Source organism: Celeribacter ethanolicus (assembly GCF_002407265.1).
Classification (GTDB): Bacteria; Pseudomonadota; Alphaproteobacteria; order Rhodobacterales; family Rhodobacteraceae; genus Celeribacter; species Celeribacter ethanolicus.
The window spans coordinates 2,089,700-2,103,304 of record NZ_CP022196.1 but is presented as its reverse complement, the minus strand read 5'-3'; the positions used below and the strand labels follow the sequence as shown (position 1 = coordinate 2,103,304).

At 64.0% G+C, this 13,605-nt stretch carries 9 protein-coding genes; 6 read left to right on the top strand and 3 right to left on the bottom strand.

The window, feature by feature from the left end; all coding sequences use genetic code 11:
- Nucleotides 1-42 precede the first annotated feature (42 nt).
- Together uraH and CEW89_RS10325 are read left to right on the top strand one after the other, a co-directional pair.
- A complete protein-coding gene (uraH, locus tag CEW89_RS10330) occupies nucleotides 43-402 on the top strand; it encodes a hydroxyisourate hydrolase (RefSeq protein WP_096805848.1) in 360 nt (119 codons plus the stop codon).
- 1 nt (nucleotide 403) lies between these two features.
- On the top strand, nucleotides 404-1,639 hold the full coding sequence (locus CEW89_RS10325) for a urate hydroxylase PuuD (protein ID WP_096805847.1): 1,236 nt from the start codon (nucleotides 404-406) through the stop codon (nucleotides 1,637-1,639).
- A gap of 34 nt (nucleotides 1,640-1,673) precedes the next feature.
- Here CEW89_RS10325 and CEW89_RS10320 read toward each other — a convergent pair whose 3' ends face one another.
- The 3 genes from CEW89_RS10320 to CEW89_RS10310 all read right to left on the bottom strand — a co-directional run bounded on the left by CEW89_RS10320 (nucleotide 1,674) and on the right by CEW89_RS10310 (nucleotide 3,676).
- Nucleotides 1,674-2,669 (bottom strand): aldose epimerase family protein, encoded by a 996-nt coding sequence (locus CEW89_RS10320; protein ID WP_096805846.1) that lies wholly within the window; start codon nucleotides 2,667-2,669, stop codon nucleotides 1,674-1,676.
- Complete coding sequence (locus CEW89_RS10315; protein ID WP_096805845.1) at nucleotides 2,666-3,406, bottom strand: 2-dehydro-3-deoxygalactonokinase; 741 nt, start codon at nucleotides 3,404-3,406, stop codon at nucleotides 2,666-2,668. The genes CEW89_RS10320 and CEW89_RS10315 overlap by 4 nt, the downstream gene beginning before the upstream one ends.
- Before the next feature lie 69 nt (nucleotides 3,407-3,475).
- Nucleotides 3,476-3,676 (bottom strand): heavy-metal-associated domain-containing protein, encoded by a 201-nt coding sequence (locus CEW89_RS10310; protein ID WP_066702916.1) that lies wholly within the window; start codon nucleotides 3,674-3,676, stop codon nucleotides 3,476-3,478.
- 101 nt (nucleotides 3,677-3,777) lie between these two features.
- Here CEW89_RS10310 and CEW89_RS10305 point away from each other — a divergent pair, with 101 nt between their 5' ends.
- From CEW89_RS10305 to CEW89_RS10290, 4 genes are all read left to right on the top strand, one after another.
- Nucleotides 3,778-6,216 carry a heavy metal translocating P-type ATPase gene (locus CEW89_RS10305; RefSeq protein WP_096807202.1) on the top strand — a complete coding sequence of 813 codons (2,439 nt, stop codon included), beginning with the start codon at nucleotides 3,778-3,780 and terminating at the stop codon, nucleotides 6,214-6,216.
- A 241-nt stretch (nucleotides 6,217-6,457) separates the two neighbouring features.
- Complete coding sequence (locus CEW89_RS10300; RefSeq protein ID WP_096805844.1) at nucleotides 6,458-9,607, top strand: Ig-like domain-containing protein; 3,150 nt, start codon at nucleotides 6,458-6,460, stop codon at nucleotides 9,605-9,607.
- A gap of 65 nt (nucleotides 9,608-9,672) precedes the next feature.
- A complete protein-coding gene (locus CEW89_RS10295; protein WP_198403404.1) occupies nucleotides 9,673-11,016 on the top strand; it encodes a TolC family protein in 1,344 nt (447 codons plus the stop codon).
- 449 nt (nucleotides 11,017-11,465) lie between these two features.
- On the top strand, nucleotides 11,466-13,604 hold the full coding sequence (locus CEW89_RS10290; RefSeq protein ID WP_244906209.1) for an ATP-binding cassette domain-containing protein: 2,139 nt from the start codon (nucleotides 11,466-11,468) through the stop codon (nucleotides 13,602-13,604).
- Nucleotide 13,605: the final 1 nt, after the last annotated feature.

Sequence of the window (13,605 nt, the reverse complement as noted above, 5' to 3'; positions counted from 1 at the left end):
ACAGTCTCCAAACGAAACGCTAACTATTTGGGCAGCTTCGCCATGACTTCCGGTTTTTTGACCACCCATGTTCTCGATACGGCCAAGGGATTGCCGGCCGAGGGGATCGAGATTGTGCTTTTCCGTGTGAACGGGGACAGTCGCGAGAAGATCGCCACGGCCGTCACGAATGACGATGGCCGGACCGATACGCCGATTCTGCCCGCCGGAGACTTTGCGACCGGCACTTATGAACTGATTTTCTATGCAGGTGACTACCTGCGGCGCACGGGGCAAGTCACCGTGGAACCCCTGTTCCTCGATCAGATCCCGATCCGTTTCGGGATCAATGAGGCGGAGATCCATTATCACGTGCCGCTGTTGCTGTCGCCTTACAGCTATTCGACCTATCGGGGGAGCTAACATGACGTTGATGCCGATTTTCTGGGAATGGGCGGAGTTTGCCCTGCGCTGGCTGCATGTGATCACCGCGATTGCGTGGATCGGGTCGTCTTTCTATTTCATCGCGCTCGATCTCGGGTTGCGGCCCTCGTCGGACCGACGCCAGGGCGTCTCCGGCGAGGAATGGCAGGTCCATGGCGGCGGCTTCTATTTCATTCAGAAATACATGGTCGCGCCTGCGCGGATGCCTTCGGACCTGATCTGGTTCAAATGGGAAAGCTATTCGACCTGGCTCACGGGTTTCGCACTTATGGCGGTGGTCTATTACATGGGGGCGGAGCTTTTTCTCATTGATCCCAACGTGATGGAAATGGGGCGCTGGACCGCAATCGCGATTTCCGTGGCTTCGCTGGCCTTTGGCTGGATCGTCTATAACACGATCTGCAAGCTGATGTTGGGCAAGGACGACACCTGGCTGATGGTCATTCTCTATGTGATCCTTGTGGCGATGGCCTGGGGCTATACGCAGGTGTTTTCCGGTCGAGCGGCCTTCCTGCATCTCGGGGCGTTTACCGCGACGGTGATGAGCGCCAACGTGTTCTTCATCATCATTCCGAACCAGAAGGTGGTGGTCGAGGATCTCAAGGCCGGGCGCACGCCCGATCCGAAATACGGCAAGATCGCCAAGCAGCGTTCGACCCATAACAACTACCTGACCCTGCCGGTCATCTTCATGATGCTGTCGAACCACTACCCGCTGGCCTTCGCCGCCAAGTACAACTGGATCATCGCCGCGCTGGTGTTCCTGATGGGGGTCACGATCCGGCATTTCTTCAACACGATGCACAAACGCGGGGGCATGCTGTGGTGGACCTGGGGGCTGACCGTGGGGCTTTTCCTCGCCGTCATGTGGTTGTCGACCGCAGGCATCTACATGCAGGACGAGGGCGAAGACGAAGCCGCCCTTGGCCCGATGGCGCAGCGCTTTGCCTCGGCGGCCGGGTTCGAGGAGGTGCATGACATCGTCACCACCAACTGCTCCATGTGCCACGCGACCGAACCCTATTGGGAGGGCATGGCCTCTCCGCCGAAAGGTGTGCGGCTCGAGACCACGCAGGAGGTGGCGACCTTGGCGAAAGAGATCTGGCTTCAGGCCGGGGTCACGCACGCGATGCCGCCTGCGGGCAGTTACATGGCCCTTGATGACGAGAGCCGGGCGGCCATTCGCAGATGGTACGAAGCGGGGCTTGAGGGATAACTTGAGGGATAAAAAGGGCGGGGTCTTCCCCGCCTTATTTCTTTGAGAAGGACCAGCGGGTTTCCTGCTGGTAGGTGTCTTCGGGATCGAGACGGACCGAAGGAAAATCGGAGCGGTTCGGCGCATCCGGCCAGCGCTGGGCCTCAAGCGCCACGCCGCAAAATCCGACCTCGGGCACGCCGCGATGGCCGTTCATCTCGCCGCTGCCGATGGGAGCGGCGTCGAAGACCTGAAGCCCCGGTTCGGTCGTGTTCATGCGCAGCGTTACGCCGCTGGTGCCGCGCAGGATCGCAGCGGGTTTCATCTTGCCCGGCCCGTCCGCAAGGCAGAAATTGTGGTCATAGCGCTGGGCGTCCGAGGGGCGCAGCACATGGCCTTCGCTCAGATCGAAACCCGTGCCGCTGACGTCCAGCACGCCGGTGGGGATCATCCGACCGTCGACCGGGGTGTAGCGGTCGGCGAAGACCTGAAGCCAATGGCCGTCGGTGGTCGCCGTGCCGTCGAGGTTCCAATAGGAATGGTTGGCGAGGTTCAAAAGCGTCGGCGCATCGGTGGTGGCGGTGAGTTCAAGACGAAGCGTCGCGGGGGCCTCGACCGTATAGCGCGCGGTGATCAGGCGGTTGCCGGGAAAGCCGCCCTTGCCGTCGGGCAGGGTCAGGGTCAGCGTCACGGAGGTGGCGCTCAGGGCGGCGATCTTCCACAGCTCGGTATGCAGCCCTTGGGGGCCGCCATGCAGGAGCGTCTCGCCCTCGTTGGCTTCGAACCCCAGTTCCCGCCCGTCAAGCTCCGCCCGCGCGCCGGAAATCCGGTTGGCAACCGGGCCGACGATGGCACCGAAATACTCCATTGGTCCGTGTTCATAGGCGGCAATTTCCGATCCGCCGAGCGTCAGCCCATAGGGCACGCCGCGCAGGCGCACGTCGTTGAGGATTGCGCCATAGGACAGAATGGTGACGCTCAGATCACCAGCGGTCAGTGTGATCGCGTCGACGCGGCGCCCGTCTTTCAGATGACCGAAAAGTTCCTTCATGCGCGCCGCCTTTCGCGGGCCAATCTGAGCCCGGCGAGGGTCATGACATTGCCATCTGCCTGTGAGACCGGAACGAACTGGCTCTCCAATGCGGCGCGATAGGGGGCGCGGAGGGGAGCGGGGGCGATGATGGCCACGGGTTGGCCAAGCCAATAGGCCCGCGTGGCGGCCAGTTCGGCGCCGATCATTGCGGCTGTGGCGCGGGAGGCGGCCTCTGTGGGGGTGATCTCGTCCAGATCGCGTTGGGTTTTCAGGGTGGCAAGCCGCAGCGCGGCATGTTCCGGGCGGGACATGGTGTCGGAAAGCGCCTCGGTAAAGGCCTCTGGGTCGCCGAGTGTCAGCCCGTCGAAGGCGGCGCTCACCATGGTGCCGGTCAGAAACCGCCGCATGGAGACGATTTCCTCGGCGCTGGCATGGGCCCAGAGGGTCGACGTGGCGGAGGGCAGGCAGAGGATGCCGTCGAATTTCGGATTTTGCGCGATGAACCCGGCCAGCGTCACCTCTTCGCCCTGTGTGACGGTGCGGGGATGATCCTGCGACAGCGGCGGGATGTCGGGAGAGGGCAGAGCGTCGGGCAGGGCGGTGCAGGGCAGATTGCGGGCGGGTGCAGAGGTGCCTGCGATGACAGAAAGGCCGCTGCGCTCCGTGGCTTCGGAGAGGAGCGGGGCGGAGGAGGCGCTTTCGAGATCCCAGAGCCATAGCTCCGTCCCGTCGAAGATCCCCGCCTGTGCGCTCATCCGTGCCTCCCTCGTGTCACACCGTTATGGCGCGGGGGGCACGGGGTTGCAATGGGGCGCTGGCGTCGATCAGCTTTTGAGTTCGGCCGGGTAGCCCGCCTTTTTCAGCGCGTCGAGAATGGCCTCGTCGCCGGCCTCAGAAAAGACGTCGATTTCGTGCGCGTTCATATCGGCCTCGATCTCGACCGTGTCGTCGATGGCTTCGAGCGCTTCGGTGATGGCGGCCTTGCAATGGCCGCAGGTCATGTTGGGAACGGAAAAGACGGACATATTTTAGACCCTTGTTTGAGAAAACCGCACGGATCGCTCGAACGCGCCGTGGCTCTGCACTATATCTAACTCCGATCCGTCAGAAGACCAGAGTGGAAAAGATGCACAGCACCCGTTTCTCCGTCGAAGGTATGACCTGCGCCTCCTGTGTGGGGCGTGTCGAGCGCGCTTTGAAGGGGACGGAGGGCGTTGAGGCGGCCAATGTGAATCTTGCGACCGAAACGGCGGATGTGCGCTTCGGCGACGGTGTCGATGTGGCGCGTCTGGTCGAGGTGCTCAACAAGGCGGGCTATCCGGCGCGGGTGGAGGAACTGACGTTCGATGTGCAGGGCATGACCTGCGCCTCCTGTGTCGGGCGGGTCGAACGGGCCTTGCAGGCGGTCGAGGGGGTGACGGCAGCCTCCGTCAATCTCGCGACCGAGACGGCGACGGTGACGTATCTGACGGGCGTGCAGGATGCCGAAAGCCTGACCAAGGCCATCGCCGGGGCGGGCTATGAGGCAAAGCCGCGGGTCGATACGACGGCCGAACCGGTGAACCGCAAGGAAAGCGAAGCGCGGGAGATCCGCGGCAAGCTGATCCTCGCCGCTGTGCTGACCCTGCCGATTTTCCTGATCGAGATGGGCGGGCATCTGATCCCGGCTCTGCATCATTGGTGGATGATGTCCGTGCCGGAATGGCTCTGGCGGATGGTGCAATTTGCCTTGACGACGGTGATCCTTGCGGTGCCGGGGCGGGTGTTCTTTGCCAAGGGCATTCCTGCGCTCCTGAAGGGCGGGCCGGATATGAACGCGCTGGTCGCGCTGGGCGCAGGCGCGGCCTATCTGTTTTCGACGGTGGTGACCTTCTGGCCCCGTGCCGTGCCGATGGGCGCGCAGAACGTCTATTTCGAAGCTGCCGCCGTGATCGTGACCCTGATCCTGCTGGGTCGCTGGCTTGAGGCGCGGGCCAAGGGGCGCACGGGCGAGGCGATCCGCAAACTTGCGGGGATGCGGGCCAAGACCGCGCGGGTCGAGCGGAACGGCGCGGTGGTCGAGGTTCCGATCGAAGAGATCAAGGTGGGCGATGTGCTGCACCTGCGTCCGGGCGAGAAGATCGCGGTGGACGGCAAGGTTTTGTCGGGCGACAGCCATGTCGATGAGGCGATGATTTCGGGCGAACCGCTTCCGGTGGCGAAAGCCGAAGGATCGCCGGTGATCGCGGGCACGGTCAATGGCGAAGGCACGATGACCTATCTGGCCGAAAAGGTCGGCGCCGACACCATGCTGGCGCAGATCATTCGCATGGTCGAGGACGCGCAGGGTGCGAAACTGCCGATCCAGTCGATGGTCGACAAGGTGACGATGTATTTCGTTCCGGTCGTGATGGGGCTGGCGGCGCTGACCGTGCTGGTCTGGCTGATCTTCGGGCCGGAGCCTGCGCTGGCGCATGCTCTGGTCGCGGGCGTTGCGGTGCTGATCATTGCCTGCCCCTGTGCCATGGGGTTGGCAACGCCGACCTCGATCATGGTGGGCACCGGGCGGGCCGCCGAGCTTGGCGTGTTGTTTCGCAAGGGTGATGCGTTGCAGGGCTTGCAGGAGGTCAAGGTGATTGCCTTTGACAAGACCGGCACGCTGACCGAGGGCCGTCCGGATGTGACCGAGGTGACGGTTCTGGCGGGCGAGGAAGACGCGCTTCTTTCCGAGGTCGCGGCGGTCGAGGCGAAATCCGAACATCCCATCGCGCGGGCCATCGAGCGTGCCGCCGAGACGCGGGGGCTGGTTTTGCCGCAGGTCGACAAGGCACGGGCGATTGCCGGGCACGGGATCAAGGCGGAGATCGGCGACGTGACGCTGCATGTCGGGAACATGCGGCTGATGACCCGCGAAAAGATCGACACCGCGCCGTTCGAGGTGCCGTTGGCGGCGCTGGCAGACCGGGGGCGCACGCCGGTTCTTGTGGCCCGCAATGGCGTGGCGGTGATGGTGATCGGGATTTCCGATCCGGTGCGGCCCGCTTCGCGCAAGGCGGTCGAGGCGCTTCATGCGCGCGGCATCAAGGTGGCGATGGTGTCGGGGGATACCCGCCGCGCCGCCGAAGTGATCGCGCGGGATCTCGGGATTGATCATGTCGAGGCAGAGGTGCTGCCCAAGGGCAAGGCCAAGATCGTCGCGGCGCTCAAGGAGACCCATGGCGCGGTCGGTTTCGTCGGTGACGGGATCAACGACGCGCCGGCGCTGGCCTCGGCGGATGTCGGCATCGCGGTCGGGACCGGCACGGATGTCGCGATCGAGGCGGCGGATGTAGTGTTGATGGGCGGTGACCCGTCGGCGGTGGTGACCGCCTATGACGTCAGCCACAAGACCATGGTGAACATCCGGCAGAACCTGTTCTGGGCCTTTGCCTATAACGCGGTGCTGATCCCGGTGGCGGCAGGCGTGCTCTATCCCGGGTTCGGACTTCAGCTTTCGCCGATGCTGGGGGCGGGTGCGATGGCGATGTCTTCGGTGTTCGTGGTGTCGAATGCGCTCAGGCTGCGACGGATGGCTGCGGCATTTTGAATCGGCTGGAAGGGCGGTAGTTGCGGCGTGGCTGCAATATCTTGGCCATTTCGCAACATCTGGAGGGGGAGCCACAACCTTGCGTTGATTTTGTGGCGAAAAGGTCAAAATGGTTAACGGCTGTGCATTTCTCCCCTAGCCTGAGAATCGCCTTTCCCGTAATTTCTGCGCGACAGAAACGAAAAGCCGCGGCGGATTTCCCCGGACGCGGATGTTCCTCGAGCAGAAGTGAATTGGTAAAATGTTGGGATTGCAATATTCCGTCCGCGATCATGCGGGCAGCGTTAGCACAGGCACGCTTTCCTTGTCCGGCAACAGCGAAGTGATCGCGGTTCAGGACGTCGAAGATATCTCTTTGAACATGTCGAGCGCCGCGGTCAGCGGTTATACCCGTCAGGGCGGCGATCTGGTGATCGGGCTTGTCGGTGGCAAGACGATTGTTCTTGAAGGCTATTTCGAGGGCGAGCATGAGTTGCTGCTCTCCGAGCACGGGGCGATGACCCGGGTCGATTTCGTGGACGAGGGCGAAGGACCGCTTGTCGCGGGGTATCAGGACATCGACCTGAGCGGCAAATGGAGCGAATATGATCAGCTTGCCTTCCTCGATCTCGAACGGGTCGAGCCGGTGGTCGCGCCGATTGCGGCGGCAGGGTTCGGCTGGCTCGGCGGTGCAGGGGTGGCGGCGGCCGGTGTGGCCGGGATTGCGGTCGTGGACGACCTGCTGGATGGCGATGGCGGCGGCAAGGGCGGCAATGGCAATGCCGACACGACGGCGCCGGATGTGTCGATCCTGTCGGGCGTGGAAAGCTCCGGCGACTATGTGAACGGCGCGATTTACGACAGCGGCAGCTATGTGATTTCCGGTGAGGGCGAGGTTGGGGCCACGGTCACGGTCGAGATCAACGGGACGACGCAAACGGTCGTGGTCGGCACGGACGGCACCTGGAGCACGACCTTCGAGAGCGGCTCCATCGACACGGGCGAATACACCACCGGCGTCACCGTCACGGCGACGGACGCGGCGGGGAACTCGACCACGGTGACAGACACGCTGGTCGTGGACACCGAGGCGGAGGATCTGAGTTTCGACACGGTCGAGGGCGACGATGTGGTCAATATCGCGGAAGCCTCCGACGATGTGATCGTCTCCGGCCAGTCCGAAGCGGGCGCGACCGTGGTGGTCGAGCTCGAAGGTCAGACGGTCGAGACCACCGTGGCGGAAGATGGCACCTGGTCGGTGACCTTCGATGGCAGCAGCCTGCCCGCGGGCACTTATGACAGCACGGTCACCGCGACGGTCACCGATGCCTATGGCAATGCCGCGACCTACACGCATGAGATTTCCATCGACCTTGAGACCTCGCTGACCGTGGACGACGACAGCGCGGGCGGCGACGGCACGGTGAATGCCTCCGAAATGGCTGGCGGTGTGACGCTCACGGGCACGGGCGAGGCGGGGGCGTCGGTCACGGTGACGGTCGAGGGTGTGTCGCGCACGACGACCGTGACGGAGGACGGATCGTGGTTGGTGACCTATGAGAGCGGCACGTTGCCGGAAGGCACCTACAGCACGGAGGTCACCGCGACCTCGACCGACCTGGCCGGGAACAGCACATCCGCGACCGGCACGTTCCACATCGACACCACCACGGGCGTTGCGATTGATGCGGGCCATTCCGGCGGCGATGAGACCGTCAACCTTTCCGAGAGCCAGCAGACGATGAGCTTTACCGGCACGGCGGAAGCGGGGGCGACGGTCGTTGTGACGCTGGCAGGCGTGTCGGTCACCACCATGGCCGATGACACTGGCACCTGGACCGCGAGCTATGCGGCGGGAACGCTGGCGGGCGGTGAATATGATACCACCCTGACCGCCGTTGCCACCGATGCGGTGGGCAATACGGCGAGCAGCACCAGCGTGGTGCATGTCGACACGGTTGCGGGCAATATCACGCTGACGACGCCGATCGAGGGGGACAATGTGATCAACGCCACCGAGGCCTCCGACGGGGTCTGGATCACAGGCACGGCGACGGCGGGCGAAACCGTGACCGTGGCGCTGGCGGGGGTCTCGCACACGGTGACCTCGACGACGGACGGCACCTATTCGGCCTTCTTCGCCGCCTCCGAAATCACGGCGGGCGAGTATGACAGCACGGTCACCGCAACGCTGACCGACGCGGCGGGCAACACCGCCTCCGTGCAGGCGGCGGTGGAGATCGACACCTATGTGTCGAATTTCGCGGAAACCGGCGTACAGGGTGGCGCGGATGGCGTGATCAACGCGGCGGAAGCAAGCTCCGGCGTCGTGCTCTCGGGCACGGTCGAGGTGGGGTCCACCGTGGTGCTGTCCTTCAATGGCCAGAGCTACACCGCCACGGTCGATGCCTCAGGCAACTGGAGCGCTGCGATCCCGGCCTCGGCGCTGCCGTCGGGCGAAGGATCGGCGGATGTGTCGGTCACCGCGACCGATCCGGCGGGCAACACATCGACCCTGACCGAGACGCTGAGCTACGACACCTATGTGAACGCGCTGGAGCTTTCGGCGGATGCGGGGGGCGATCTCTATCTCAACCTCGAGGAAATCAATGACGGCGCGACCCTGACCGGGATCGTGGAGGTCGGCTCCACCGTTTATGTGACGCTGGAGGGGGTGACCCGCCAGGCCAGTGTCGATGCGGATGGCAACTGGAGCGTGACCTTTGCCTCGGGTGAGATTGCCGAAGGCACTTACGAGACCGATGTCGTGGTGACGGCGACCGATGCGGCGGGCAACACCCTGTCGGAGACCACGACGATCACCGTCGACACGGAGATCGACAGCACCGGTATCGAAGGTGTCATGCGCTATGTCGACGGGGTCGGGTCCGTCATGGTCACCGACACGGGCGACGAGATGTCGGTCTATGCCCTGGACGAGAGCGGAACGGTCAGCGCGATCACGCATACGGATACCGATCTCGGCGACACGCTGTTCGTGAGCTTCGGTGAGCATGTGTCGAACGGCGATCAGATCGTCATCACCGCCGAAGATGCGGCGGGGAACAGCTCTGACACGCTTCTGGTGCTCGATACGACGAACGAACGGCCCGATGGCGCCTATTTCGAAGTGGATCTCGACAATTCCGGCCTCGATCAGTTCGACCTCGGCGCGATTGATCTTCAGTTCGTCAACGGTGGCGAAGTGAGCCTGTCTTCCGCCGATCTCGACCGGCTTCTGGGCGAAGAGGGCACGCTGACCATTCACGGTGGCGAAGACGATCGTGTGGTGTTCGAGGAGAGCGCAACACTCTCCGGCAGCGTGACCGAGGATGGCAACACCTATGACATCTATACGCTGGGCGACGATCAGGTGTTGGTCGATCACGACATCGAAGTCGTTCTGCCCTGAGGCAGGCCGACTACGGGCGGGGGCATCCCGCCCGTATGGCAACGGAGGTGAGGAGCAACAAGGGCATGAGCGTGCGACCACAGTTCGGCATCGCGATCGGTGCGCTTTTGGTCTCCGCCATGGGGCTGGGTGGCTGTGTCGGCGGCACAGGGGCCGGCCTGTCTCCGGTTGCAATGTTCAAGACCGACCGGTTCGACAGCGGATCGGGACAAGCCCCGGTCTCCGACCACGCCCTGTCCGACGCCAATGAAGGCGAGGGTTCTCCGCTGATTTCCGATCTCTTGGCGCGTCCGTCGGTCCTGCCCGCAGGTTCCGCTTACGGGCAGGTTGCCTCCGCCGTACTCGCCACCTCCTCGGGGCTGGCGCAGGCGGAGCTTCGGGCCTCGAAAATGCGCGCGGTGGCGCGGGAGAAGAACTGGCTGCCGACCATCGGACCGGACATTTCGCTCAGTTCTCTGGGCAAGCTGGCGGGCGGGTTGCTGGTCGAGGCGACGCTTTATGACAATGGCAAGCGCAAGGCGGAACGCGCCTTTGCCGCCGCCGATGTCGAGGTCTCCGCCGTCGCCCTGTCGCAGGACATGAACGACCGGGTCTATGAGGGGCTGACGCTTTACATCACGATTTCCGAGGCGCGCGAAAAGGCGGATATGGCCGAGCGCGGTCTGGGCCGGATGCGCGAGTTCAACCGGGTAGTGACCGAACGCGTCAAGGGCGGGGCGTCGAGCCTGTCGGACCAGCGCGTGGTCGGGTCTATCATCTCGGAAATGGAACATGAGGCACGCACCCATCGCGAGGCCGAAACCAGCGCGCGCGAGGAGCTTGCGACACTGACCGGCGGTGCGGCGCTTCCGGTGCTGGAGCAGGCCACGGGGATTGCGGCCCCGTCGGGCGCGCTGATCCCTCTCGATGTGTTGCGCGCCGAGGCGGAGGCGAAACGTACCGTTGCCGAGGCACAGGCGGAACGGGCCGCGATGTTGCCGACGCTGAGTGCTTCGACCTTGCTCGGACAATCGGACAGTTCGGGGCTTGGCTATGAAGGCGGCGGGCTGGGGCTGGGCACCGCCGCCGAGATGGAAGCGAGCCGGGCGCGTGAGGCGGCGGCTCAGGCCACGGTCGCGCAGGCGCAGGAAACCGCCGCCCGCCGCGCCGCGCGGGCCGAAAGCCATTTGACGGCGCTGCGCCGTCAGGAGCGGGACGCCGCCGATCTGGTGCAGCAGACCCGCGCCAATTACCGGATTTTTCAGGATCAGTTCGAAGCCGGTCAGAAATCCGTCATGGATGTGCTGAACGTCTATGAGCAGATGATCCGCGAGGAGCTCAAACATATCGATCTCAAATACGAAATCGCTCTGACCGAGTTGGAGATCGCACGCGACAAAGGGGCCTTGGCCGAGGGGAGGGCGATTTGAGCCGGTCCCCGAAACTTGCCTTTACCCTGAGCACGGCGCGCCCCAAGGTGCCTGAGGATGTGTCGAACCATCCGAAAGCGCCCGCGCCTCTGACGGTGCATCTCGGCGCGCCGAAGGTGGAGGCGCGGCCCGCGCAACCTAAGCTTTCCAGCGATCCGGTCGAGGCGAAGAAACAGGCCGCCAAAGAGGCGCTCCGGCGCAAGGCGGCCGAGGCGACGCGCGCGGCGCAGGAGCGTGAAACGGCACGTGTGCGGGAGATCGAGGCCGAGCGTGAGGGACGTGAGACGGCGAAGGCACAGAGGCTGGAGCGCGCACGCCAGGCTGCGGATGCGACCGCCGGGATCACGGCTGCTGCAAAGCTGCGGGAGCCGGTTCATGAGGCTGCGCCCATGCCTGCGCCGGGCGCGACCCCGGAGATGGCAGTCGTGCCCTCAGCCGTTGCGGAACCGATGCCGGAGCCTGCCATGCCGCCCTTGGCCCAGCCGGTGTTTTCGCGGCAGATCATTCAGCGCGCCGAACTGGTCGTGGCGCTGGCCAGTCATCTCGGGCAACGGGCGATGGTCTCCGACATCATCGAGAGCCTTGCCGATCAGACCGGCGCGGAGATCCCTCCCGAGGCGATGTTGCGCGCCGTGCGGGGCACGGGGCTGACCGCCGAACTGGCGCGTCCGGGCGCTCTGACGGCGAAGCTCTGGCCGGCGCTGGTCTATATGTCTTCGGGGCATGTCGTTCTTGTGCTCAAGCAAAAGGGCGATGTGCTGACCATCCATGACACCACCGCGCCGGATCAGCGCGCGGATGTGTCGCTTGCGGAATTCGCGCCGTTTTTCACCGGGGTGCTGGTCCGGGCCGGGAAAACATTGGAGACGATTTCGGCGCAATATGTGCCGGATTTGTCAAAAAAACACTGGTTCTGGGGTCAGTTTGGTGCGTTCAGACGCCAGATCGGCGAGATCGCTCTGGGCTCCTTGGTGGCCAATATGCTGGCCGTCGCGGTCGCGATGTTTTCGCTTCAGGTCTATGACCGGGTGATCCCGCACCAGTCGCAGGCGACGCTTTGGGTGCTGGCTCTGGGTGCGGTCATGGCGATTGCGCTTGAAGCCGTTCTCAAGCTCGCGCGGTCGCGGTTGATGGATGGCGCGGGACGGCAGATCGAGATGCGGGTGCAGTCGATGCTGATGGGGCGGCTGTTGGGTATGCGCTCCGATGCGCGCCCGACGACGCCTTCGGGTCTGTTCTCGGCGATGCGGGAATTCAGTTCGGTGCGGGAATTTTTCACGGCCTCGACCATCGGCTCGGTGGCGGATATTCCGTTCATCTTTCTGTTCTTCGCGCTGGTGGCTTCCATCGCCGGGCCGGTGGTGTTCATCCTACTTTTGGGCGCGGTGATCATGGTGGTGCCGGGATATGTCATGCAGAAACGCATGATGCGGCTGACGCAGGAGACGCAGGGCGCCTCTGCCAGAGCATCGCGCCTATTGCATGAGGCGGTGTTCGAACTTGATACGATCAAGACCCAGCGCGGCGAAGAGCGGGTGCGGCGGATCTGGGACGAGCTGAACCTGTTGTCGGCGGCGAAATCCTCGGAGCAACGCAAGCTCTCGGGCATGCTGACCTTCTGGTCGCAGGGGGTGCAGCAACTGACCTATGTGTCCGCCGTGGTTGCGGGGACCTATCTTGTGTTCGCGGGGGAATTCACCGTGGGGACGATCATCGCGACGGGGATTCTGACCTCGCGAACTTTGGCGCCTCTGACGCAACTGTCGGGCACCATGGCGCGCTGGACGAATGTCAAAACCGCGCTCGACGGGCTCGACGCGATTGCCACTGCGCCACAGGATGCGGGCGAGGATCGCAACTTTTTGCGCCGTCCGGAGATTCGGGGGGATTATGCCCTGCGCGAGGTGCAGTTTCGCTACGATGCGGAAGGCGCGCCGACGCTGGACCTGCCCGCTGTCGATGTAAAACAAGGACAGAGAATTGCGGTTCTTGGCGCAAATGGATCGGGAAAAAGCACATTCCTGAAACTTCTGGCCGGGCTTTATGCGCCGTCGCAGGGCCGCATCCTGCTCGATGCCGCCGAGATGAGCCAGATCGACCCGCGCGACATTCGCCGCAATGTTGGCTATCTCGGGCAGGACGTGCGGTTGTTTGCCGGGACGCTGCGCGACAACCTCAATCTTGGGGGGCTGGAGCGCGACGACGACCGGCTCTTGGCGGCGCTGGATTTCGCAGGCCTTGGGGCCTTTGTGAGGTCGCATCACCGGGGGCTCGACCTTGAGATCCGTGACGGCGGCGAGGGGCTTTCGGTCGGGCAGCGCCAGTCCATCGGCTGGGCGCGGTTGTGGTTGCAGAACCCCTCCGTGTGCCTGTTGGACGAGCCGACCGCCGCGCTGGATCAGGGGCTTGAGAGCGCGCTGGTTGCGCGGTTACAGGGCTGGCTGGCCGGGCGCACGGCGATCATCGCGACGCATCGCATGCCCATCGTAGGGCTCACGGATCGCTGCATGGTGTTCCATCAGGGGCGTCTCAAGGTCGATGGACCGCGTGAGCAGGTCATGGCGCATCTGAGCCGGAAGGACGGGTGAG

Coding starts and splice junctions, on each gene's coding strand:
- uraH (WP_096805848.1), top strand. CDS start 43: ATGACTTCCGGTTTTTTGACCACCCATGTTCTCGATACGGCCAAGGGA.
- CEW89_RS10325 (WP_096805847.1), top strand. CDS start 404: ATGACGTTGATGCCGATTTTCTGGGAATGGGCGGAGTTTGCCCTGCGC.
- CEW89_RS10320 (WP_096805846.1), bottom strand. CDS start 2,669: ATGAAGGAACTTTTCGGTCATCTGAAAGACGGGCGCCGCGTCGACGCG.
- CEW89_RS10315 (WP_096805845.1), bottom strand. CDS start 3,406: ATGAGCGCACAGGCGGGGATCTTCGACGGGACGGAGCTATGGCTCTGG.
- CEW89_RS10310 (WP_066702916.1), bottom strand. CDS start 3,676: ATGTCCGTCTTTTCCGTTCCCAACATGACCTGCGGCCATTGCAAGGCC.
- CEW89_RS10305 (WP_096807202.1), top strand. CDS start 3,778: ATGCACAGCACCCGTTTCTCCGTCGAAGGTATGACCTGCGCCTCCTGT.
- CEW89_RS10300 (WP_096805844.1), top strand. CDS start 6,458: ATGTTGGGATTGCAATATTCCGTCCGCGATCATGCGGGCAGCGTTAGC.
- CEW89_RS10295 (WP_198403404.1), top strand. CDS start 9,673: ATGAGCGTGCGACCACAGTTCGGCATCGCGATCGGTGCGCTTTTGGTC.
- CEW89_RS10290 (WP_244906209.1), top strand. CDS start 11,466: ATGCCGGAGCCTGCCATGCCGCCCTTGGCCCAGCCGGTGTTTTCGCGG.